At 63.0% G+C, this 22,829-nt stretch carries 24 protein-coding genes; 5 read left to right on the top strand and 19 right to left on the bottom strand.

Annotated features, from left to right (window positions below):
* Positions 1–75: 75 nt before the first annotated feature.
* The 6 genes from AC0NID_RS18625 to AC0NID_RS18600 all read right to left on the bottom strand — a co-directional run bounded on the left by AC0NID_RS18625 (position 76) and on the right by AC0NID_RS18600 (position 5,051).
* Positions 76–504, bottom strand: a complete 429-nt coding sequence (locus AC0NID_RS18625) for a nitrile hydratase accessory protein (protein ID WP_473458976.1) — start codon at positions 502–504, stop codon at positions 76–78.
* Positions 473–1,132, bottom strand: a complete 660-nt coding sequence (gene nthB, locus AC0NID_RS18620) for a nitrile hydratase subunit beta (RefSeq protein ID WP_473458978.1) — start codon at positions 1,130–1,132, stop codon at positions 473–475. Before nthB ends, AC0NID_RS18625 begins: the two co-directional genes overlap by 32 nt.
* A complete protein-coding gene (gene nthA / locus AC0NID_RS18615) occupies positions 1,129–1,734 on the bottom strand; it encodes a nitrile hydratase subunit alpha (protein WP_473458980.1) in 606 nt (201 codons plus the stop codon). Before nthA ends, nthB begins: the two co-directional genes overlap by 4 nt.
* Before the next feature lie 169 nt (positions 1,735–1,903).
* A complete protein-coding gene (locus tag AC0NID_RS18610) occupies positions 1,904–2,500 on the bottom strand; it encodes a LysE family translocator (RefSeq protein WP_473458982.1) in 597 nt (198 codons plus the stop codon).
* 149 nt (positions 2,501–2,649) lie between these two features.
* Positions 2,650–3,222: an acetolactate synthase small subunit gene (gene ilvN, locus AC0NID_RS18605; RefSeq protein WP_095494692.1), complete on the bottom strand. Its 573-nt coding sequence runs from the start codon at positions 3,220–3,222 to the stop codon at positions 2,650–2,652.
* A 77-nt stretch (positions 3,223–3,299) separates the two neighbouring features.
* Positions 3,300–5,051, bottom strand: a complete 1,752-nt coding sequence (locus AC0NID_RS18600) for an acetolactate synthase 3 large subunit (protein WP_473458985.1) — start codon at positions 5,049–5,051, stop codon at positions 3,300–3,302.
* Positions 5,052–5,575: 524 nt separating this feature from the next.
* Here AC0NID_RS18600 and AC0NID_RS18595 point away from each other — a divergent pair.
* Complete coding sequence (locus AC0NID_RS18595) at positions 5,576–7,378, top strand: NAD(P)-binding domain-containing protein (protein ID WP_473458987.1); 1,803 nt, start codon at positions 5,576–5,578, stop codon at positions 7,376–7,378.
* Between the two features lie 35 nt (positions 7,379–7,413).
* Here AC0NID_RS18595 and AC0NID_RS18590 read toward each other — a convergent pair whose 3' ends face one another.
* Both AC0NID_RS18590 and AC0NID_RS18585 read right to left on the bottom strand, forming a co-directional pair.
* Positions 7,414–7,713: a hypothetical protein gene (locus tag AC0NID_RS18590; RefSeq protein ID WP_473458989.1), complete on the bottom strand. Its 300-nt coding sequence runs from the start codon at positions 7,711–7,713 to the stop codon at positions 7,414–7,416.
* 4 nt (positions 7,714–7,717) lie between these two features.
* On the bottom strand, positions 7,718–8,284 hold the full coding sequence (locus AC0NID_RS18585) for a helix-turn-helix domain-containing protein (RefSeq protein ID WP_473458991.1): 567 nt from the start codon (positions 8,282–8,284) through the stop codon (positions 7,718–7,720).
* A 156-nt stretch (positions 8,285–8,440) separates the two neighbouring features.
* Between AC0NID_RS18585 and AC0NID_RS18580 the strand changes: the two genes are divergently transcribed.
* Positions 8,441–10,270 (top strand): ATP-binding protein, encoded by a 1,830-nt coding sequence (locus AC0NID_RS18580; protein WP_473458993.1) that lies wholly within the window; start codon positions 8,441–8,443, stop codon positions 10,268–10,270.
* A 282-nt stretch (positions 10,271–10,552) separates the two neighbouring features.
* Here AC0NID_RS18580 and AC0NID_RS18575 read toward each other — a convergent pair whose 3' ends face one another.
* The gene (locus AC0NID_RS18575) at positions 10,553–11,344 is read right to left on the bottom strand and encodes a GGDEF domain-containing protein (RefSeq protein WP_473458995.1); all 792 of its coding nucleotides are present in this window, start codon (positions 11,342–11,344) and stop codon (positions 10,553–10,555) included.
* Positions 11,345–11,448: 104 nt separating this feature from the next.
* The gene (miaA, locus tag AC0NID_RS18570; RefSeq protein WP_473458997.1) at positions 11,449–12,462 is read right to left on the bottom strand and encodes a tRNA (adenosine(37)-N6)-dimethylallyltransferase MiaA; all 1,014 of its coding nucleotides are present in this window, start codon (positions 12,460–12,462) and stop codon (positions 11,449–11,451) included.
* Between miaA and serB the strand changes: the two genes are divergently transcribed.
* Positions 12,431–13,333 carry a phosphoserine phosphatase SerB gene (serB, locus tag AC0NID_RS18565; protein WP_473458999.1) on the top strand — a complete coding sequence of 301 codons (903 nt, stop codon included), beginning with the start codon at positions 12,431–12,433 and terminating at the stop codon, positions 13,331–13,333. The genes miaA and serB overlap by 32 nt on opposite strands.
* Complete coding sequence (locus AC0NID_RS18560; RefSeq protein WP_473459001.1) at positions 13,330–13,902, top strand: GNAT family N-acetyltransferase; 573 nt, start codon at positions 13,330–13,332, stop codon at positions 13,900–13,902. Before serB ends, AC0NID_RS18560 begins: the two co-directional genes overlap by 4 nt.
* Positions 13,903–13,947: 45 nt before the next feature.
* On the opposite strand, the gene AC0NID_RS18555 is transcribed toward AC0NID_RS18560, so the two are convergent.
* The 6 genes from AC0NID_RS18555 to AC0NID_RS18530 form a co-directional block, all read right to left on the bottom strand.
* The gene (locus AC0NID_RS18555; protein ID WP_473459003.1) at positions 13,948–15,462 is read right to left on the bottom strand and encodes a DegQ family serine endoprotease; all 1,515 of its coding nucleotides are present in this window, start codon (positions 15,460–15,462) and stop codon (positions 13,948–13,950) included.
* A gap of 148 nt (positions 15,463–15,610) precedes the next feature.
* On the bottom strand, positions 15,611–15,799 hold the full coding sequence (locus AC0NID_RS18550) for a DUF2065 domain-containing protein (protein ID WP_145719961.1): 189 nt from the start codon (positions 15,797–15,799) through the stop codon (positions 15,611–15,613).
* A 6-nt stretch (positions 15,800–15,805) separates the two neighbouring features.
* Positions 15,806–16,735, bottom strand: a complete 930-nt coding sequence (hflC, locus tag AC0NID_RS18545) for a protease modulator HflC (protein ID WP_473459005.1) — start codon at positions 16,733–16,735, stop codon at positions 15,806–15,808.
* Positions 16,735–17,838 (bottom strand): FtsH protease activity modulator HflK, encoded by a 1,104-nt coding sequence (gene hflK, locus AC0NID_RS18540; RefSeq protein WP_473459007.1) that lies wholly within the window; start codon positions 17,836–17,838, stop codon positions 16,735–16,737. Before hflK ends, hflC begins: the two co-directional genes overlap by 1 nt.
* A gap of 144 nt (positions 17,839–17,982) precedes the next feature.
* Complete coding sequence (locus AC0NID_RS18535; RefSeq protein ID WP_473459009.1) at positions 17,983–18,501, bottom strand: dihydrofolate reductase; 519 nt, start codon at positions 18,499–18,501, stop codon at positions 17,983–17,985.
* The gene (locus AC0NID_RS18530) at positions 18,501–19,514 is read right to left on the bottom strand and encodes a DUF4424 domain-containing protein (protein ID WP_473459011.1); all 1,014 of its coding nucleotides are present in this window, start codon (positions 19,512–19,514) and stop codon (positions 18,501–18,503) included. Before AC0NID_RS18530 ends, AC0NID_RS18535 begins: the two co-directional genes overlap by 1 nt.
* Before the next feature lie 179 nt (positions 19,515–19,693).
* On the opposite strand from AC0NID_RS18530, the gene cobF reads away from it, so the two are divergent.
* Positions 19,694–20,458, top strand: a complete 765-nt coding sequence (cobF, locus tag AC0NID_RS18525; protein WP_473459013.1) for a precorrin-6A synthase (deacetylating) — start codon at positions 19,694–19,696, stop codon at positions 20,456–20,458.
* 118 nt (positions 20,459–20,576) lie between these two features.
* Here cobF and AC0NID_RS18520 read toward each other — a convergent pair whose 3' ends face one another.
* From AC0NID_RS18520 to modB, 3 genes are all read right to left on the bottom strand, one after another.
* Positions 20,577–20,918, bottom strand: coding sequence for a winged helix-turn-helix domain-containing protein (locus AC0NID_RS18520; RefSeq protein WP_473459015.1), 342 nt, complete (start codon positions 20,916–20,918; stop codon positions 20,577–20,579).
* An 89-nt stretch (positions 20,919–21,007) separates the two neighbouring features.
* Entirely contained in the window at positions 21,008–22,120 is a 1,113-nt protein-coding gene (modC, locus tag AC0NID_RS18515; RefSeq protein WP_473459017.1) for a molybdenum ABC transporter ATP-binding protein, read from the bottom strand.
* Positions 22,117–22,821 carry a molybdate ABC transporter permease subunit gene (gene modB, locus AC0NID_RS18510; RefSeq protein ID WP_473459019.1) on the bottom strand — a complete coding sequence of 235 codons (705 nt, stop codon included), beginning with the start codon at positions 22,819–22,821 and terminating at the stop codon, positions 22,117–22,119. The genes modC and modB overlap by 4 nt, the downstream gene beginning before the upstream one ends.
* Positions 22,822–22,829 lie beyond the last annotated feature (8 nt).

Below are 22,829 nucleotides of genomic sequence, written 5' to 3'. Positions count from 1 at the left end.
GTTCGCACCATTAAAATCAGGCTATCAGGCAAGGACCAGAACGTAAAGAGAACAAAGGATCGGTCTCGCCACGAACTATCCGGTCGGGCCGCCGCGACAATCGGTCGGGCCGCCGCCACGACCTTCGGTCGGGCTGGGATCGTTCTCCAGCAGGATCGGCTTGCCATGTGGTGTTGCATGCGCGGCGCGTTCCCAGGCGGCAGCGAGCGCGTCGACATTGCCCTTGCCGGCAACGCCCTTGGCCGACAGCAATTTTTCCAGCGCCGCCAGCCAGTGCTCGTAATAGTCATGGCCGTCGCTTGCCGCGCCCGGCTTCTTGACCTCGGCGGACAAGGCCCTCGCCCATTCGCTCCAGGAAAACAGACCCTTGTCGTGCAGCGCGACCGTCATGGCGAAGGCTTCCGCTTGCCATGGTTCGGCAAAAACCGGCGCATCGACGCCCGCCGGCAGCCTGGCAGCGCGTGAAGTCGCCTCACGCCGGTTCAAGATAGCTCTCCCAGGCATCGATCGATACGGTCAGCGTCGGGTCGGCGCCCTCGCCCCAGATCGCCACGCCGTCGAAAACCACAGTATAGACCCATTGCGGGTTCTCGCCCCGGCCATGCGCATTGCTGTCCGGGAAGACAAAGCCCTCACGCACGGTCTCGATCGTTCCCTGCTTGCCGCGCGCATAGCGCGGCAGCCGCGTATGGCCGGTCGGATGAAAGTTCTTCGTCCGCACGAGATCGCCCGCTTTGAACCGCGCCGGCGTGGCAACCGGCCGGTCGCAAGGGCCGCCCTTGGCCAGCACATCAGGCACGTTTACCGCCTTCAGCACCCGCTTTGGCGCCGCCGCTGGATCGACTGCCTTGCCCGCGGCCAGATCCCGGCCGCTGACGAAGCCATGCCGCTTGAGCAAGGTTTCCAGCGCCTTGATCCAGATTTCATAATAGCTCGAGGCATAATAGTCCGCCGGGTGCAGCGATTCCCTTGCATGCCGGCTCTCGTCGATAGTCCACGCCCCCAAGGCGCCGGCGCACAAGGTCACACCCAGCGCCCGCCTCTCCCAGGCGGCATGGAAACAGGGTTCGTCCTTTTCTGGCGCGACCGGCCCGAACCCCATCTGCCCGCCGAGATCCTGCGGCCCGTTCATGCTGGCTCCAGTGCCAGTCCGGTGCCGATCATCGCGTCGCGCGTCACCAGATCCGCCAACTGCTCCTCACTCCAGCCCTCGGTGCCCTTGGGCCGCATCGGCACGACCAGATAGCGCAGTTCGGCGGTGGAGTCCCACACCCGGATTTTTGTCGTTGCCGGCAAGGTCAGCTCGAATTCCTCGAGCACGCCGCGCGGATCGATGACGGCGCGCGAACGATAGGGCGGCGCCTTGTACCAGACCGGCGGCAACCCGAGCACCGACCACGGGTAGCACGAGCACAGCGTACAGACGACGAGATTGTGCGTGTCCGCCGTGTTGAATACGGCCTGCATGTGCTCGCCCTGCCGTCCGGTGTAGCCGAGCGAGGCGATCGCGCTCGTCGCGTCGCGCTTCAGCCAGGCCGCGAAGTCCGGATCGGCCCATGCCTTCGCCACCACCTTGGCGCCGTTGCGCGGACCGATTTTCGTCTCGTAGGTGTCGACGATCACGTCGATCGCGGCCGGATCGATCAGCCCTTTCTGGGTGAGGATCGTCTCCAGCGCCCGCACCCGGGCGGCAAACGGATCCAGTTCGTTGTCATGGTCGTGATCATGGGACATGGCGTCAGATTACGATCGCGTCCCTCCGGCCGCAAGCGCGACGGCTTCGCAGACAGGCGCGAAGCGACCAAAATGATGGTTTCCCGGAAACGGAACGGAGCGTATCGTTGGCTGCGAGAAGTACCGGAAGCGCATTTGCGGGCCGGTATCACCATGAATATCAACACGCCTACCGCAGCATCGGCCACAGCGTCGCCGCCAGCAGCAGGCCCATGGCGATGTTGAACCACTTCAGCCGCGCCGGATCCGACAGAAAACCGCGCAGCGCCGTGCCGAAACCGGTCCATGTCGAAACGCTCGGCAGGTTGACGATCGCGAAAGCGATCGAGATCAGCGCCACCGACAGGAACGGGTGATCCCGGTCGGTGTAGACGGCCATGGCGGTGATCGCCATCACCCATGCCTTGGGATTGACCCACTGGAAGGCCGCCGCATCGATGAAGCGCATCGGTCGCGCCTTGGTCTCGCCCTTACCGCTGAACGAACGCGACATGGCGATCTTCCAGGCGAGATAGAGCAGGTAAGCGCCGCCCGCGATCTTCAATCCGGTGTGGAGAACCGGAAATGCCGTCAGCACCGCGCCCAGACCGAAGCCGACGGCAAGCAGCAGCACGAGGAAGCCGAGACTGATGCCCAGCATGTGCGGAATGGTTTTGGCGAAGCCGAAATTCACGCCGGAAGCCAGAAGCATGAAATTGTTCGGACCCGGCGTGATCGAGGTCACGAAGGCATAGACCAGCAGAGCAAGGAATGCGTCGACGGTCATGGCTTTCTCTCAAGCAGGTCAGCAACGTTGTCCTTTTACCTCTGACGCACAAAGGCCACCTAACGGCAGCGGGGCCAGAGGATCGGGATTGCAAAGCGACAGAACGGGTAAAGGCGGCGCCAGAGCGGTCGGCCCCAAAGCGCCGGATGCTACATCCCCTGCGGACCACGGTTCATCGCCGCCACGCCGGTTCGGCAGATTTCGACCAGGCCGAGCGGCTTCATGATGGCGATGAACTGGTCGAGCTTGGAGCCCTTGCCGGTGATCTCGAAGATGAAATGCTCGGTATTGGCGTCGATGACGCTGGCGCGGAAGGCGTCGGCCAGCCTCAGCGCCTCGACGCGGGCTTCACCGGTGCCGGCTACTTTAACCAGCGCGAGTTCGCGCTCCAGCGGCCGTTCCTGGCCGAGCTCATGCGAGCGCACGGTGAGATCGACGACACGGTGCACCGGGACGATGCGCTCGAGCTGGTGCTTGATCTGCTCCAGCACATGTGGCGTGCCGCGCGTCACGATGGTGATGCGCGACAGATGCTTCTCGTGCTCGGTTTCGGAGACCGTCAGGCTTTCGATATTGTAGCCGCGGCCGGAAAACAGTCCGATGACCCGGGCAAGCACGCCCGGCTCGTTGTCGACCAGCACGGAAAGCGTGTGATTCTCGGGCTTTTCCGTTTCCTTGGCGATGAAATAGGCGGAACCGGTCGGTTGAAGCTGTGCGTTCATGACATGAATCTCGATTTCAAACTTTTGAGCTAATTCTCTGTTTCCGCACGGCTTCTTCCGACAGCCCTGCTTCAGCGCTACACCAGTTCCCTGCCCTTGGCGTCGATGGCGTTGGCCACCGCCTCGTCGGTCGCCTCGTCCGGCAGAAGCATCTCGTTGTGCGCCTTGCCCGACGGGATCATCGGGAAGCAGTTGGCAAGCGTCGCCACGCGGCAATCGAAGATCACCGGCTTCTTCACCGAAATCATCTCCTTGATCGCATCGTCCAGCTCGTCCGGCTTCTCGCAGCGAATGCCATGGCCGCCATAGGCTTCGGCGAGCTTGACGAAATCCGGCATCGCCTCGGTGTAGGAATGCGACAGCCGGTTGCCGTGCAGAAGCTGCTGCCACTGCCGCACCATGCCCATATACTGGTTGTTGAGGATGAAAATCTTGATCGGCGCTTCGTGCTGCACCGCCGCGCTCATCTCCTGCATCGTCATCTGCACAGAGGCGTCGCCGGCAATGTCGATGACCAGCGCATCCGGATGCGCGATCTGCACGCCGAGCGCCGCCGGCAGGCCATAGCCCATCGTGCCCAGCCCGCCCGAGGTCATCCAGCGGTTCGGCTTCTCGAAATGATAGTGCTGCGCCGCCCACATCTGGTGCTGGCCGACCTCGGTGGTGATGTAAGTGTCCATGTCCTTGGTCAGCGCGTAGAGCCGCTGGATGGCGTATTGCGGCATGATCACGTCGTGATTCATCCTGTAGGCGAGCGAATCCCGCGCGCGCCATTTCGCGATCTGCTCCCACCACGGGTGGAGCGCCTTCTTGTCGGCCTTGGCGGTCGCCCGCCACAGCCGCACCAGATCCTCCAGTACCCGGCCGACATCGCCGAGGATCGGCACGTCGGTATGGACGTTCTTGTTGATCGACGACGGGTCGATGTCGATATGGATCTTCTTCGAGTTCGGTGAGAACGCGGTGAGCCGGCCGGTGATGCGGTCGTCGAAGCGCGCGCCGATGCAGATCATGACGTCGCAATCGTGCATCGCCATGTTGGCCTCATAGGTGCCGTGCATGCCGAGCATGCCCATCCAGTGCTTGCCCGACGCCGGATAGGCGCCAAGGCCCATCAGCGTCGAGGTGATCGGGAAGCCGGTCAGATCGACCAGTTCGCGCAGCAAATGGCTGGCCTCCGGGCCGGAATTGATGACACCGCCGCCCGTATAGAGGATCGGCTTTTTGGCGCCGGCCATCAGTGCGACCGCCGCCTTGATCTTCTCCAGGTCGCCCTGGACCTTCGGCTGGTAGCTCGTGCGCGGCGCCGTCTGTGGCGGCACATAGGTGCCCTTGGCGAACTGCACGTCCTTCGGGATGTCAACGACGACGGGGCCGGGGCGCCCGGTGGTCGCGACATGGAAGGCCTCGTGGATGATTGCCGCGAGATCGTTGACGTCCTTGACCAGCCAGTTGTGCTTGGTGCAGGGGCGCGTGATGCCGACCGTGTCGCACTCCTGGAAAGCATCCGAGCCGATCAGCGAAGTCGGTACCTGACCGGTCAGGCAGACCAGCGGGATCGAATCCATCAGCGCATCCTGCAACGGCGTCACGGCGTTGGTGGCGCCCGGCCCCGAGGTCACCAGCATGACGCCGGCCTTACCGGTCGAGCGCGCATAACCCTCCGCCGCATGGCCGGCGCCCTGCTCGTGACGGACGAGGATGTGCTCGACCTCGTCCTGCTGGAATATCTCATCATAGATCGGCAGAACCGCGCCGCCCGGATAGCCGAAAACATGCTTGACGCCGTTGTCCTTCAGCGCCTGCACCACCATTTCGGCGCCAGTCATTTCGGATCTTGGCATTTCGGTCCTTGGCATTTCGCGCCGCTCGTTCTGTCCACTGCTCATCGGTCTGGTCCCGTACTGTCCGCCATCGGCGATTGCTGGTCGTTTAGTCGTGTTTCGGGCAATAAAAAAGGCCCCCAAGGGAGCCTGTGTCTTGCGCATGGGAGGTTTTCGCCCGGCGGTTACACCGCCTTGCCCACGCGCCTTCCTACTACGAGAATGAGTGCCGTTTTCATGGTGGCGGACAATAGAATTGGTTTTGCGCCGCTGTCAACGGCGAATATGCGCGGCATCGGCTGGTTTCGAGTCGGCCGCCGCTTCGCGCCGCCTGTTTTTCGCTGCAAGCACTGTCCGGCGCCACCGCTTGCAACACCGGAAGCTGCGATCATCCCGATAAGTTGCTGAAATCACGCCAAACTATTTGAGGACGTGACGCGGCGCGGCTTTTGCCGCGATACTCCGATCGACGGGCTGGGAGGGCCCGGCAAAGCCACAATGACGACCAGGACTTCACGGGAGGAAATTTGATGCTCGACAAGGCTCCAGCCAAGAAACTGTCCGACCTGCTCGACCAATTCGGCGCAGCGTTGAGCGCCGGCGACATCGACAAGGCGGTCGGGTGCTTTCAGGAAGACTGCTACTGGCGCGACCTGGTGACCTTCACCTGGAACATCAAGACCATGGAAGGTCGCGACCAGGTGCGCGACATGCTGGTGAGTCAGCTGGCGAAGACGAAACCTTCGAACTGGGCGCTCGCCAAGGGCGAGGAGGCCAGCGAAAGCGGCGAGTTGCTGGAAGGTTGGATCAGCTTCGAAACGGAGGTTGCGCGCGGCTTCGGCCATATCAGGCTGAAGAACGGCAAGATCTGGACGCTGCTCACCACCATGGTCGAGTTGAAGGGTCATGAGGAGCCTGCCGGCTTTGCCCGGCCATTGGGCGCCAAGCATGGCCATGGAAAAAACCGGCCGACCTGGAAGGAAGAGCGCGAGAAGGAGGCGGCCGAACTCGGCTTCAAGACGCAACCCTACACGCTCATCATCGGCGGCGGCCAGGGCGGCATCGCGCTCGGCGCCCGGCTGAGGCAGCTCGGCGTGCCGACCATCATCATCGAGAAGAACGAGCGTGCCGGCGACTCATGGCGCAAGCGCTACAAGTCGCTCTGCCTGCACGACCCGGTCTGGTACGACCATTTGCCCTATATCGACTTCCCCAGAAACTGGCCGGTCTTCTCGCCCAAGGACAAGATCGGCGACTGGCTGGAAATGTACACCAAGGTCATGGAGCTGAACTACTGGTCCTCCACTGAGGCAAAGAGCGCCACCTATGACGACGAGAAAAAGGAATGGACGGTGGTCGTCCATCGCGACGGCAAGGACATCACGCTGAAGCCGAAGCAGTTGGTGCTGGCGACCGGTATGTCGGGCCGGCCGAACATCCCGAAGTTCAAGGGCATGGAGAATTTCAAGGGCGATCAGCACCATTCCTCGAAACATCCCGGTCCGGATAAGTACCTTGGCAAGAAGGTTGTCGTTATCGGCTCGAACAATTCCGCGCATGATATCTGCGCCGCTCTCTGGGAAGCGGGCGTCGACGTCACCATGGTGCAGCGATCGACCACGCACATCGTCAAATCCGACACGCTGATGGATGTCGGGCTCGGAGCGCTCTATTCGGAACAGGCCGTGCAAGACGGCATGACCACGGCCAAGGCCGATCTCATCTTCGCCTCCCTGCCCTACAAGATCCTTCACGAATTCCAGATCCCGCTCTACCAGGAGATGAAGAATCGCGATGCGGCATTCTACGAGGGGCTGGAAAGGGCCGGCTTCATGCTCGACTGGGGTGACGATGGCTCCGGCCTGTTCATGAAGTATCTCAGGCGCGGTTCCGGCTACTATATCGACATCGGCGCCTCACAGCTGATCATCGACGGCGCCATCAAGCTGAAGAGCGGCGTCGACGTGGAGGAGATCAAGGAACATTCGGTCCTGCTCAGCGACGGCACCGAGCTGCCGGCCGATGTCGTCGTCTATGCCACCGGCTACGGTTCGATGAACGGCTGGGCGGCGGAACTGATCTCGCAACAGGTCGCCGACAAGGTCGGGAAGTGCTGGGGTCTCGGCTCGAACACCACCAAGGACCCCGGTCCCTGGGAGGGCGAACAGCGCAACATGTGGAAGCCGACCCAGCAGGAGGCACTCTGGTTCCACGGCGGCAATCTCCACCAGTCACGCCACTATTCGCAGTTCCTGTCGCTGCAACTGAAGGCACGGCATGAGGGCATCGAAACGCCGGTCTACGGACTGCAGCAAGTTTACCACAAGGGATAGGAGGCGACGCCCGGCTTGGCTTGTGGCTGATATCTTTATCTGGAGCGGCGGCGCTTACGGGCCGCCTTGATCTCGGTGATGCGCTCGGCATCCTCTTCCTGCAGGTGGCGTCCGCGCTCCAGAAGTTCGAGCGTGTATTCCTCATAGGTCAGGCCCAGCCGCTCGGCCTTGTCCAGCCGCATCAGCATGACGTCACGGCTTGGCGCCTTCCAGGCCTTGGCATGGGCGGCCTGCCAGGCAAGGAAGATGTAGGCGTCGCCCTTGCCCCATGGCGGGCCGTCATAGTCGTCGAGAGGCGGGCCGCCATTGTCGGTTCGTTTCGGGCGACGCGCCATCGCCTCAGCCTCTGGCCAGCGCGACCAGATAGTCGGCGGCGCCCGGTCCGGGAGCGTGGAAGGCGCAATCCGACGGCGCGCCAAGAGCCAGGCAGTCGCCGGGTTCAAGTCTGTGTACGATTTCGCCCTCGGTGAATTCCAGCCGTCCGGAAATCAGCCAGATCTGCCGTCTGATGAAGGCATAGGATGCTGCCGGAAAACTTACCTTGGCTCCCGCCGGCAGCTGCACCCTGATCAATTCGAGCGGCATGTCGGAGACCGGCGAAAGATGCCGCCTGATATAACCCGTGGCGGGATCGCGCCAGACCGGCTGATCGCTTTCGCGAAGCAGCCCGCCGCCTTGCAGCTCGGCCCGTGCGATGAGGGTGGAAAGCGTCATGCCGAAGGCCGCCGCGATGCGCACGAGAAGTGCTGCGGTCGGGCTCGTCTTGCCGCGCTCTATCGTGCTGAGCATTGCTTTCGACACGCCGGAGCGGTCCGCGAGTTCCGCCAGCGACCAGCCCCTCAAGGCCCTTTCGGAGCGTATTCTCTTGCCGATAGTCGATGAAATATCGTTCGCTATATCAATCATAAATCCAGTATATTGAATTCACGGAGGCGAGCAAGGAGTCCGTTTGAGTCAATTTTCGCGAATGGCTTAAGGGCCCCTACACCATCCGACCTCACCCCACCTTAACCCCGTCGATGTAAGGTCGATCGCCTGGGGAATGGGAAGTATAGCCTGGCCATGTTCATCGACCGCGAAGCCTCCGTCGGAGAGCCGACATCGCAGGAGCGCCGCAAGCCGGAGCAGAGCGACAAGCGCATTCTGGGCAATGTCGTGCAGTGCGACGGCGCGCGCGCGACCATCAGCGCCTATGCCGACGATATCGAAGGCGCGGTCACCGGCCTTTGGACCGTCGGCAAGATGATCTCCATCAATCTTGGCAACACGCGAACCGTCGGCCTGGTCTACGAGATCGGCAAGTCGGATCGCGCCTGGAGCGATGAGGGCCAGAACCCGATCGAAGTCAGCATCGAGCTCATCGGCGAGGTGCGAGACGGCGCAGAGCCCGGCGCCAAGCCGGTCTTCGACCGCGGCATCACCACCTATCCGCATATCGGCGCCATCGCCCACCGCATCCGCAGCCGCGACCTGCAAGCGGTCTATGATCTCGCCGGACGTCACTCGATCACCATCGGCACGCTTTCACAGGACGAGGCGATCGACGCCAACATCGCCATCGACGACACGCTGGCGCGCCATTTCGCCATTGTCGGCACCACCGGCGTCGGCAAATCCACCGCCGTCTCGCTGCTTTTGCGCAAGTCGATCGCCGCTCGACCCGACCTGCGCGTTCTCATCCTCGACCCGCATAACGAGTTCGCCGCGTCCCTGCCGGAATACTGCGTCAAGGTCGATTCGGCGACGCTCGACCTGCCCTTCTGGATGTTCAGGCTCGAGGAATTTGCCGAAGTGCTGTTTCGCGGACGCGAGACGGTGCCGGAAGAGGTCGATGCCTTGCGCGATCTCATTCCCGCGGCCAAGAACCTGTATCGCAACCCGAATTCGACTACCTATCTCAGGCGCGGCACCGATGCGCTGACTGCGGACACGCCGGTGCCCTATCGCATTGCCGATCTCATCAAGCAGATCGACGAGCGCATGGGATTGCTGGAAAGCAAGAACGACCGCCCCACCCTCAAATCGCTGAAGACGCGCATCGAGTCGGCGGCCTCGGATCCCCGCTACCGTTTCATGTTCAACTCGCGGCTGATCGAGGACACCATCCACGAGACGATCGGCAACATTTTCCGCGTGCCGCACCACGGACGCCCGGTGACCTGCTTCGAAATGGCCGGCATGCCATCGGAAGTGGTCAATTCCGTCTGCTCGGTGCTGGCGCGCCTGGCTTTCGACCTGGCGCTGTGGAGCGAAGGCCGGCTGCGGTTGCTTCTGCTGTGCGAGGAAGCGCACCGCTATATGCCGGCCGATCCGCGCCTTGGTTTCGCGCCAACCCGGCACGCGCTGTCGCGCATCGCCAAGGAAGGTCGCAAGTATGGTTGCTATCTCGGCGTCGTTACTCAGCGCCCGGGCGAGCTCGACCCCACCATCCTGTCGCAGTGCTCGACCTTTTTCGCCATGCGGCTTGCCAATGAGCAGGACCAGGCGATCATACGCTCGGCGATCGCCGATTCCTCGGCCTCGACGCTGGCCTTCCTGTCTTCGATGGGGCAGCGCGAAGCCATCGCCTTCGGTGAAGGCGTGGCAACGACCATGCGGCTGAAGTTCGAAAAGCTGTCCGAGGATCTGGTGCCCGGCACGGCCAAGCGCAAGGAAACCTTGCCGTCTGAAACCGGCAACGATGTCGATCTGGCTGCGATCGTCGAGAGGCTGCGCAACGTGCCGAAACCGCAGCAGGCGATGGCCTTCGCCGAAGTCGTTGACACGAGCAAGCAGGCCGGCGATCCCGACTATCGTAAGCCGCCCGTCGCGCGCATCCAGCCGGACGACGACTTCGACATGCGCTATGGCCTCAAGCCAGCGACCTTCGGCCTGCGCCCGCAAAACGATTGAACGACGTTCTATGCTTGCTTTCGGCAAGCCGCGTCAAACTTCCGAGATTGCGGCCTCGCTCGCGAGCTTGGACAAATCCCGCCAGGAAATTCGTCAGGCTGAGTCGTATGGCGTCGTTTTCGAGAAGCGGAGCGGAGCGGACATTTTAGTCCGTGAGCACCGGCCTACGCCGGCCGTAGCCTTAACTGCCACGACCGCTCATGAATGGCTTCGGCCGGCGAAGGCCGGAAGCGCCGAAAACGGCACCAGACGGCCAGCATCACGAATTTAGTGACGGGATTTTCAGGCGCAGACGCGGTTGCGGCCTTGCCTCTTTGCTTCATAAAGCTGGCGGTCGGCGCGGCGATAGAACTCTTCGGCCGTTTCCTTGCGGTCCCAAACGGCAAGACCGACGCTGGTGGTGATCTTCAGGCGAACATTGCCTGACAATATCGACATGTTGGCGATCGCCTTTCGGATGCGCTCGGCGAATTTGGACAGAAGGTCGGCGTCCATGTTGGGCGTGACCACGGCAAACTCCTCGCCGCCCAGGCGCGCCACCACGTCGTGATAGCGCGTCATGTCCTTGAGACAGTTGGCGACCGCCCGCAACACCTGGTCGCCGACATCATGTCCGTGGGTGTCGTTGACCTGCTTGAAATGGTCGAGATCAAGAATCATCAGCCCGACCGGCTTCTCGATACGACGGAATTCCTCGAGATACTCCCTCAGCGCATCGTCGAAATAGCGCCGGTTCTGCATACCGGTCAGGCCATCGGTCAGCGCCGCATGCTCAAGCGTTTCCGAACGGGCGCTGAGCGAAACCGTCATGGCGCGGAGCTTGCCTTCTTCCGTCGCCTGCTTGCGGATCAGCGGGTAGATGAAGAAAATGCCGAAGAACAGCGCGGTTGCCAGAAGCACGCCGGTCGCGAACAGCAACTTGTTGAGGTAAGAGATCTGCTCGACCCGGTCCGGAGCGCTGACGCCGTCGGCGAAGGCCTGCAGAAGCCCATAGGCGTGAAGCGTCACCAGGCCGGCGGCCAGGATCACGAAAATGAAGACGAAAAAGGCTGATTCCGCCTTATGAAAACGCATCTGCCCCCCGTTGGAAAATTCCCATAAGCCTTATGGCATGGAGGGCCTTACGGACGGTTAACTTTGGACAACTTGGGCGGGAATCTTCCCTCAAGGTCAACTTTTCAGGTTGCACCGGAAAGATGAGCCAAGATCGTTGATTCCGCACGATCTCCGTGGCGCAATCGCAGCCATTCCGGACCCAATTGATGCCTGAACCAGGTCGCCTGCCGCTTGGCATATTGTCGCGTCGCGATCTTGGCGCGCTCGATCGCTTCGGGAAAGCCCAGCTCCCCGGCCATTGCAGCCTGGAGTTCGCGAACGCCGATCGCTTTCATCGCCGGCAAGTCGGGATCGAGGCCAAGATCGGTCAACCGCCTGACCTCGTCGAGGGCGCCCTTGGCCAGCATGCGGTCGAACCGCGCCTCGATCCGCTCCACCAGCGCCGCCCGGTCCGGTTCGATCACGAAGAAGTGCGTGCTGGCCCTGTCGATCAGCGGCCGGCCGCGCGTCGCCTGCCATTCCAGGATGGAACGGCCCGACGCGTCCAGCACCTCCAGCGCCCGCACGATGCGCTGGCCGTCGGTCGGCTTCAGCATCATGCCGGCCGCGGAATCCTCGCGCAGCAGGATGCGGTGCAGCTTGGCCGCGCCCTGCTCCTGGAGTTCATGGCGCCAGCGGTCACGGATCGACTGCGGAATGTCGGGCATTTCCGAAATGCCCTCCGCAAGCGCCCGGAAATAAAGCCCGGTGCCGCCAACGAAAATCACCGGCCGTTCGAAGAATGTGCCGTCTGGCCGTTCGAAGAACGTGCCCTCGTCGACTAGCTTCATCACGTCGCGCAACCAGGCGCCGGTGGAGTAGGCGGTGGAGGGATGGACATGCCCGTAGAGATAGTGCGGGACGCGAGCGAGTTCGGCAGCGGTCGGCCGCGCCGTCAGCACGTCGAGAACCGAATAGCCTTGCATGGAATCGGTATTGACGATGACGCCGCCCTTGCGCTCGGCGAGATCGAGCGCAAGGGCCGACTTGCCGCTGGCGGTCGGCCCGGCTATCAGGATCGCGTTCTTAATGCGGCCCTCGCCCGCCTGCCCACCGGAACTTCCGATGCCCCCGCTTACCACGCCCTTGATCGCCACGCTGATATCCCATCCCGCCGGCCGCACATTGTCGCCGGCGCTTGCGAATATGGCGTCACGGTCGGTCGGCGCAAGCACTGTTCGCTGGCTGGCCGAGGGCATCGCCTGCGAATTCGTTTTGCCCGAGGCGGCCGAAGCCGCTGAAACGACCGCCAGCCTGCGCGCCGCGCTTGCTACCGAACCGGTCGACGTGATCGTTCAGCAGGCCGAGGGACGGCGAAGGAAGATCCTCATCGCCGATATGGATTCGACTGTTATTGACCAGGAATGCATCGACGAGCTTGCCGACGAGATCGGCGTCAAGGATTACGTCGCCGCCATTACTGCGCGATCGATGAATGGCGAGATCGCTTTCGAGCCTGCCTTGCGCGAGCGGGTGGCGCTGCTGAAAGGCCTCGACGCTGCCGTGGTCGATCGCATCATCGCCAACCGCCTGACGCTGGCCTCCGGTGGCCGCGCCCTTGTCCAGACCATGCGGGCCAACGGCGCATGGACTGCGCTCGTGTCGGGTGGCTTCGACGTCTTCACCTCACGCATCGCCGCCATGCTCGGCTTTCAGGAGAACCGCGCCAACCGCCTGATCGAGCAGGACGGCCGCTTCACCGGGCTGGTTGCCGAGCCGATCCTGGGGCGCGCCGCCAAGGCCGATGCGCTGCTCGAGATTTCGGCGCGCCTCGGGCTGGCCACCGCCGACGCCATCGCTGTCGGCGACGGCGCCAACGATCTCGACATGATCCGCCTTGCCGGCACCGGCGTGGCGCTTCATGCCAAGCCGGCCGTGGCGGCGGAGGCAAAATTCCGCATCGATCATGGCGACCTGACCGCGCTTCTCTATCTGCAGGGCTACCGGCGGGAGGAGTTGGTGGAGTGAAACCGATCCGCACCGAACGCCTGATCCTGCGTAATTGGGAGGATCGTGACCGCGAGCTCTTCCACCGGATCAATTCCGACGAGCGCGTCATGGAATTCTTTCCATTTCGCCGCGACCGCGCTGCCGCGGACGCCAAGATGGACGAGTTCCGCGCCTGGATTGCCGAGGACGGGTACGGTTTCGCTGCCGCCGAGATCATTGAAACGCGCGAATGCATTGGCTTCGTCGGCCTCTTCGATACCGATCATCTGCCTTTCCTGCCGGCCGGCACCGTCGAGATCGGCTGGCGGCTGGCGGCCGAATTCTGGGGCCACGGCTATGTCACCGAGGCAGCCGAAGCCTGGCTCGCCCATGGCTTCGAAACGCTTGGCCTCGATGAGATCGTGTCATTCGCGGTCAAGGACAATCGCCGTTCCACCGCCGTCATGGAACGCCTTGGCATGATCGCCGACCCGGCCAGCGATTTCGATCACCCCGGCATTCCGGACATTCACGCCAGACTCAAGCGGCATGTGTTCTTCAGGCTCTCGCGCAGGGAATGGCAGGCAAGAAAAAAGGCAGCTCGCTAGCCGCCTTTTTTCCTTAAAATCAAAGAGCTGCAGACTTTACCGGACTCAATCCATCCGGATTGTCACAAACCGCAATTCGCCGGTCTTCGACGCCAGCATCAGCAACGCGTTCTTGCGCCCCTGCTCCTTCAACGCACCAATCCGGTCCATGACATCCTTGGGCGTGGCGACCGATTCCTGCGCGATCTCGGTGATCACCTCGCCGGCCTGGATGCCGCGTTCGGCAGCGGCCGAATCCTTGGCGACTTCGGTGATGACGACGCCGGAGACTTCGGCGGCGATGCCGAATTTCGTCCTCGTCTCGTCGTTGAGCTCGCCAACCGTCATGCCAAGCACGGAAGCCGTCGAAACGGCAGGCGCCTCGTCGCCATTGTCCTGGTCGGCGTTGCCGTTCTCGCCACTGGCAAGCTTTTCGCCATCTTCGAGCCGACCGAGCGTCACCTTCACGGTCTGCTCGACACCCTTGCGCACGATGACAACGTCGACAGCCTTGCCGACCGTGCTTTCCGCGACGACGCGCGGCAGGTCGCGCATTTCATTGACGTCCCTGCCGTCGAACTTGATGATGACGTCGCCCGCCAGGACGGTGCCGTTGTCGACGGGCCCGCCCTTGATGACGCCAGCGACCAGCGCGCCCTTGGCGGTGGCCATGCCGAGGCTTTCGGCAATGTCGTCCGTCACCGGCTGGATACGCACGCCGAGCCAGCCGCGCCGCGTCTCGCCGAACTGGCGGAGCTGGTCGACGACGCCCAATGCGAGCTGCGAGGGAATGGAAAAGCCGATGCCGATCGAGCCGCCGGACGGCGATATGATCGCGGTGTTGATGCCGATCACCTCGCCGTCGCTGTTGAACAGCGGTCCGCCGGAATTGCCCCGGTTGATCGCGGCATCGGTCTGGATGAAATCGTCATAGGGTCCGGAATTGATGTCGCGGTTGCGGGCCGAGACGATGCCGACCGTCACGGTGCCGCCGAGGCCGAACGGATTGCCGATCGCCATCACCCAGTCACCGACGCGCATCTTGCTGGAATCGCCGAATTTCACCGCCGTCAGCTTGTGCCCTTTCGGATCGACCTTCAGCACCGCCACGTCGGTCTTGGTGTCGGTACCGACCAGCGTTGCCTTCAGCGTCACGCCGTCGGAGAAATTCACCTCGATGTCGTCGGCATCGGCGATCACGTGGTTATTCGTCACCACGATGCCCTGCTCGGCGTCGACCACGAAGCCGGAGCCGAGCGACTGCACCTTTTGCGAGGGATTGCCCTGCTCGCCGGGACGGTTCTTGAAGAAATCGTCGAAGAAATCCTGGAAGGGCGAGCCTTCTGGAAGCTGCGGCATCGGCACCGCGCCCGGACCTTCCGTGCCCTTCACCCTCTGCGAGGTCGATATATTGACCACGGCGCCGAGCAGGCCCTGCGCGAGATCGGCGACCGATTCCGGGCCATCCGCGGCTGCTGTCGGCGACACCAGCGACGGGACGGTAAAGGCGGCGATGAGAAATGCCGCAGCACCCGCGGTGGCCGTCCGCCGCGCCGCGCGCAAAAAGCTGTTGGATGTCATCGAGAAGTCTCCCGGTGTCTCTGAAAAGAAAAGCGCTCGCCGAAAACGCTGCGTCGAGTCATGTTGGCAAGAAATACGGCACGTTTGCGGCTATGGCTATCGGCATAGGATAAATCCTGCGTTATCCCGAAATCACAGACCGACCATGTCATCCACCGCGCACCAGCCAGACGACGCCGACACCAACGGCGATTGCGATCAGCCCGGCAATCCGCAGCGCATTCTCCGGCATCGACAAAACTTCGCCGGCTAGCTTCTTGGCGAGGCCGGGAAAGCCGCCATAGACCAGGCCCTCCACGACGAGGACCAAGCCTATTGCCGCCAGAAAGTCCTGCATCGGCCGTTACTGGCCGGTGCCTGGCTGTGCTGGTGCTGCCGGTGCTGCCGGCGTGTCCGCGCCGGCGGGATTGCGGAAGAAACGGAAGAATTCCGAATTCGGCGACAGCACCATCGTCGTACCGGTATTGTCCAGCGCCGTGCCGTAGGCGTTCATCGACCGGTAGAAATCGAAGAAGGCTGGATCGCGCTGGTAGGCGTCCGCGAAGGTGGCGCTGCGTTGAGCTTCGCCTTCACCGCGCAGGATTTCAGACTCCCTCCGGGCCTCGGCGACGATCTCCACCACTTCGCGGTCGGCGCGCGCCCTGATGCGCTGCGCCGCCTCGTTGCCGCGCGCCCTCAGCCGCTCGGCTTCGGCCAGGCGCTCAGCCTTCATGCGGTCGTATGTCTGTTGCGAGACTTCCGCCGTCAAATCGGTCCGGCGAATGCGTACGTCCTCGATCTGCAGGCCGAGCGACGTGGCGTCGGGCCTCAGCTGATCGCGCACTTCACGCATCATCACGGCTCGCTCTTCCGAGAGCGCCGCCTCGAAGTCGCGCAGACCGTAAACACGGCGCAAGGCGGCGTCGAGACGCGTCCTCAACCGCGCCTCGGCCAGCTCGATCTGACCGGACACCGCGGAGCGGAACACGCGCGGATCCGAGATCCGATAGGCAATGAAGGCGTCGACCTCATAGAACTTGCCGCCCGAAACCTGGACGCGAATGTTGTCGAGGTCGAAGCGCAGCACCCTGTTTTCGATCAACTGCACGCTGTCGGCATCGAAGAAGGCGAACGGCGCCTTGAAATAGATGCCCGGCTGGCTCTTGACGTCGACAATCTCGCCGAACCTGAGCACCAGCGCCTGCTGGCGCGCATTGACAACGAAGACCGACGAATAAAGCAGGAACAGGATGACCGCGGCAATGACGGCGATGACGGGAAGTCGGTTGGCCATCACTGGTTTCCTCCGAGGACCGGCGCCGGCGCCTTCTGCTGCAGTGCCGGCAGCGGCAGATAGGGGACGACCCCTTGTCCGTTGCCTTGCTCGATAATGACCTTGCTGGAATCCTTCAGAACCCTCTCCATCGTTTCCAGATAAAGCCGCTGGCGCGTCACGTCCGGCGCCTTGGCATATTCGTCATAGATCGAGATAAAGCGCTGCGCCTCGCCTTCGGCCTCCTGCACGACCCGGTTCTTGTAGCCGGCCGCCTCCTCGCGGATCTGAGCGGCCTCGCCGCGCGCCTGGCCGAGCTTCTGGTTGGAATACTGGTTGGCCTGCTCCACGAACTTGTCCTCGTCCTGTTCTGCGCGCTGCACCTCATCGAAGGCGTCGGCCACTTCGCGCGGTGGCGCGGCATCTTCGATCGAGATCGCGTTGACGTTCAGGCCGGCCTTATAGCCGTCCAGCGTCGTTTGGATGATTTCGCGCACGGACGCCGCAATGCCCTCGCGATCGTCGCGGAAGATGTCCTGCGCCGGCCGGCGGCCGACCGCTTCGCGCATGGCGCTTTCGGCGACCTGACGCAGCATGCCGTCGGGATCGGACACGTCGAACAGATAGGCCCTCGGGTCGGAGACCTGATACGCCACCGAGAATTGGACGTTGACGATGTTCTGGTCGCCCGAAAGCATCAGGCCTGAACCGTTGCCAGAGGCCGTGCCGCCGCCGATGTTGACGAGCTGTTCGGCGATGTTGGCCGTCTCGACCGTCTCTATCGGCCACCAATGGAAATGCAGGCCGGGCTGCGAGAGCTCCGCTTTTGGCACGCCGAATCTGAGTTCGACCGCAACCTCGTCGGGCTGCACGGTATAGACCGCCTTGAACGCCCACAGCGCGACAAGCGCTGCCGCGATCAGCCCGAACACGGCTGGGCTGGCGCCACCGCCGCCCGGCAAAGCACGCCGCAATCTGTCCTGGCCGCGTCGAATTATGTCTTCGAGGTCGGGAGGCGAGCCCTGCGGACCGCCGGGTCCTCTTGGGCCCTGCCCCCAGGGACCCTGATTGCCGCCGCCGCCCCATGGGCCGCCGCCACCGCCACTCTTGTCATTCCAGGGCATGAATGTCCTTTCGCTCCCTCACGCGCCGGCCTGACGACGCGAAAAATCAGTATCGTCCTTCTATAGGGACGCAATGGCGCGCTTTCAACGCGATCGGTCGACGACGCAGTCCGTTTTGGACCGTCGCGACCCCTTTGTCGTCTCTCAATGCACTTTGCGGCGTCGCTCGTAAACCGAATAGCGTGTCGCATGGCTGTCCTTTTCACCAGCCGGAACGTCCTGCGAGCGGACCGTGCGCCACAAGGCCGGGTCGATCGGCGGGAAATGCGCGTCGCCGTCGACGGGGCCAAGGATATGGGTGACATGCAAGCGGTCGGCCAACGGCAGCGTCTGGGTATAGATCTCGCCGCCACCGATGACGCAGATTTCGTCGGCGCCGGCCATGCAGCGCCCGCGCACCTTCGCCAGCCTGATCGCCTCGTCGAGCGAATGCACGACTTCGACGCCCTCGGCGCGCCAGGCCTTGTCGCGGGTCACCACGATGTTGAGCCTCCCCGGCAGAGGCCGGCCGATGCCTTCGTAAGTCTTGCGGCCCATGATTATGGGTTTGCCCATTGTGTCGGCCTTGAAGCGTTTGAGATCGCTGGAAAGCCGCCACGGCAACCCGCCACCGCGCCCGATCACGCCGTTTTCGGCGATGGCGACATAAATCGCGACGTCCATCAGCCGCCGCTCCCGCCATCACCCGACGGCTCCAGCAGCAATATGTCAATGTCGTGCTCGGGGTAGAAATTTTCGGCCGTCATCTCGAAACGCGTCGGCCCGACTTTCCTGACGTTTTCGCCACAGAACGAGACCAGATTCTTCGGATCGCCCTTGTCGACAGTCAGCTTGAACTTGCCGATGGCCCCCGTCGCCCAGTTGCCGCCGGTGGTCAGGATGTAGGCGATACGGTTTTCGAAATATCTCGGCGTGCCGTCGGGATTGTCCTTCACCGCCTTGCGGATCGCGTTCTCGAACGAGTGATCCATGCAGTAACGGGTCTTGTAGGCGGCGTATTGGCCCTGGAACTGGCCGTCATGGAAGAAGCTGACCGAGGATGTGGCGCCGACACTCGGCTTGTAACGGTGGGCGACGCGGACTGCCTTGTTGGCTGGAAAGGTCGAGCGCCACCAATAGGTCGAGCGCAATTGCCAGAACGGCGCATAGACGGTCTTCATGCCCGTACCGTCGTCGGCGGTGTCCTCGATGATGATGCCGCGATCGACCCAGTCGTCGGCGACCGCTTGCGGCAGCTTTGCCAGCGCCGCCTTGGCGGCATCGCCAAATGGGTAGAACGGTACGTTTTGCACCTTCAGATCGGCGCTGATGTCGATGCCGAGTGCAAACGCCTTCTGCTCGAGCTGTGGCTTTACCGCGACACCGTCGATCGCCACCTCGAAGCCAAGGAAATTATCGCTCTGGTCGTCGGGAATCGCCAGCATCTCGTAGGGATCGCCTTCGATGTCGGGCATCGGGAAGGCGACGATCGCGTCGACATCCTTGTCGGTGTTGTTGCGGAAGACGTAGTCGACCGTCACTTTTTCCGGCGAGATGGTAAGATCCTCGCTCTCCATGGCGACGGCATCGCTACGCGACAGAATCAGCCCGCCCGTGCTCAATTCGGCGATCGAATCATTGGCGAACACGGGCGTGGCCGAGAGCGCCAGTGCTGCGGTCAGAACATAACGTAACATGGGTGCTCCCTCGGCAAGAATGCCGGTTCGACTCTAGCCGTTTCGGCATGGCGTTTCAAAGCCTTCCGCGCGCCGCGGATGCTTGCCCACACGGCCTGCCAGGGCCTCAGGCCAGCGTGCCAGGCCAGCGTGCTCGGCTTGTCTAGACATCGGCGTTGCGATCGGGCAGGAGTTGGCCCATGCGCAAGCTTCTCGTCATCGGCATCGGCGCCGGCAATCCCGATCACATGACCATTCAGGCCATAGACGGCTTGAACCGTGCCGACGTGCTGTTCATTCCCGACAAGGGCGCGAGGAAGAACGACCTTGCCGAACTGCGCCGCCGTATCTGCGACCGCTTCGTCACCAACCCCAACTCGCGCCGCGTCGAATTCGACGTGCCGGTGCGGGCAGAGCCGGCACCCTCCTATCGCTCGACCGTCGATGACTGGCACGAGGCGATCGCCGCGATTTATGAAGACCTGATTCGCCACGAGCTTTCGCAAGATGGCTGCGGCGCTTTCCTGATCTGGGGTGATCCCTCGCTCTACGACAGCGCGCTGCGCATCCTCGAGCGCGTGCGCACGAGAGGCAATGTCGACTTCGAACTGGAGGTGATCCCCGGCATTACCGCTGTCCAGGCGCTTGCCGCCGGCCACAAAATGGCATTGAACCGTATTGGCGATAAGGTTGCGATCACCACCGGCCGCCGGCTCGCCGAGGAAGGTCTGCCCGACAATGCCGGCAGCACGGTCGTCATGCTGGACGGCAAATGCGCCTTCAAGACGCTGGGCGACAAGGACCTCGTCATCTACTGGGGCGCTTATCTCGGCACGCCCGACGAGATCCTCATTTCCGGCCGCCTTAGTGACGTCGGCGACGAGATTATGAAGACCCGCGAGGAGGCCCGCCTGAAAAAGGGCTGGATCATGGATACCTATCTGCTGCGCAAGCCCGGCAAGTAGGGGCGAATAAGGGAGTAGGGGAGTAGGGAGTAGGGGAGTAAGGGAACGAAAATTACAGGCCGGACCAACTCGGATCGTCAGGAATTTCGGCTGCTAATATTCCCTACGCCCTACTCCCCTACCCCGCATCGATTTCCGCCTGCAATGCCTCCATATGCGTCGCCGCCGCGGAAGCCGCGGCCCGTTCGATGGCGCGAAAGCGGCTGACCACCGCAAGCCCCACCGAGGTCAACTGGGCGCCACCGCCCTTTTTGCCGCCGGTCTGCGCCGCAACCAGCGGCTTGCCGAACACCCGGTTCATGTCCTCGACCAGATCCCAAGCGTGTTTGTAGGACATTTCCATGCCGCGCGCCGCGGCCGAAATCGAACCAAAGGCGGCGATCTGCTCCAGAAGCTGGATCTTGCCCGGCCCGATGCGGCCGTCTGGATCGAGGTTTATCCGCAGGCTCAGCGACGGCATTTGCTCCTCCGCAGTCACGCCACATCCATACTAAAAGCTCTCCGGCGATACCGCTATTCCAAAATGATATAGCGACAATCATCCGCCGCTCATCCATCCGCCTCGACGGGCAGGCCGGCACTCGTGTTCGCCCGGTCGAAGCTCACCGTCTTGATTACGGCATAGACGTTTCGACCGAGCCCAAGTTTCAGCGTCTGCCGCGATTGCTCGGTGATCCTGGCAAGCACGGTCGCGCCATTGCAGTCTACGGCGATCTCGACCGTCGGCCCCTCGCCCGGCTCTATCGCCACAATCGTGCCCGGCAAGATATTGAGCGCGCTGAGGCCCGTCGGCTGCTCGGTGGCGATCATCACGTCGCGGGCACGGATGCGGAGGCGGACCGGCGCACCCGCCGGCGTTGCCAGAAGCGGCACGCGGATCTCGCCCGCCGCCGAGCCAAGCACGGTCATGCCAAAGGCTTCGTCATGGCGCAGCACCGCGGTGTCCAACACCGCCCCGCCCTCTCCGCGCTCTTCCGTCGGCAACAGGTCGAGCCGCTGCATGATCGCCCCAGTCGGGCCACTGGCAGTGACCTTGCCTTGCGCCAGCACCACGGCGTCGCTTGCCAGCCGCGCCACCTCCGAGATCGAATGGCTTACGTAGACGATCGGGATTTTCGTCTCGTCGCGCAGCCGCTCGATATAAGGCAGAATTTCGGCCTTGCGGGCCTCGTCGAGTGAGGCCAGCGGCTCGTCCATCAGCAACAGCCTTGGACTGGCAAGCAGCGCCCGGCCGATCGCCACGCGCTGTTTCTCGCCGCCGGAGAGCTTTGCCGGCCGCCGGTCGAGCAAGGGACCGATGCCGAGCAGGTCGATCACGGCGTGCATGTCAGCATAGCGGTCCGCCGTCGGCGTGAACCAGCGACCGTAACGCAGATTGCCGGCCACGCTCATATGCGGAAACAGCCGCGCGTCCTGGAACACCATGCCGATACGGCGCTTGTGCATTGGCACGAACAGGCCCGCATCCGTATCGACCAGCACGCGGCCGTCGGCCTCGATCCGCCCCTTGTCGGGCCGGATCAGTCCGGCAATCATGTTGATCAGCGTCGTCTTGCCGGAGCCAGAGGGTCCGAACAGCGCGGTCAGCCGTCCGGCGCTCTCGAAGCGGGCGTCGACGCTGAAATCGCCGAGCCGATGGCTGATATCGACCATCACCGTCATTCGATGTCCATCCGCTTGCCGACGCGACGCGCCAGCACCTCCGACGCGACAAGTGCCGCCATCGAGATGACGATCGAGATCAGCGTCAGCCTGAGCGCGCCGGCATCGCCACCCGGCACCTGCGTGAACGTGTAGATCGCCGACGGCAGCGTCTGCGTCTCGTTGGGGATGTTGGAAACGAAGGTGATCGTCGCGCCGAATTCGCCCATCGCCTTGGCGAACGACAGGATCGCACCGGCGATCAGACCGGGCAGGATCAGCGGCAGCGTGATCGTCCCGAACACCCAGAGCCGATTGGCGCCAAGCGTTCCGGCCGCCGCCTCGATCCTGCGGTCGACCGCCTCGATCGACAGCCGGATCGCCCGCACCATCAGGGGAAAGCCCATGACTGCGCAGGCCAGTGCGGCGCCCGTCCAGCGAAACGAGAAGACAATGCCAAAATGCTCAGCCAAAAAGGCACCGGCCGGACCGCGCCTGCCGAAAGAGAGCAGCAGCAAATATCCGGTGACCACCGGCGGCAGAATCAGCGGCAGGTGCACCAGCCCGTTGAGCAGCGTCTTGCCCCAGAATTGTCCGCGGGCGAGCACGAGCGCGATCAATATGCCGGGTGGCAGGCTGGCGATCATCGCCACCGTCGCCACCTTGATCGACAGCCGGACCGCATTCCATTCGTCGGGCGTGAGGTCCAGCAGCCAGTTCATCTTTTGGC

It is taken from the genome of Mesorhizobium sp. WSM4821, from assembly GCF_055901555.1.
This window is presented reverse-complemented; position numbering and strand designations above follow the sequence as displayed.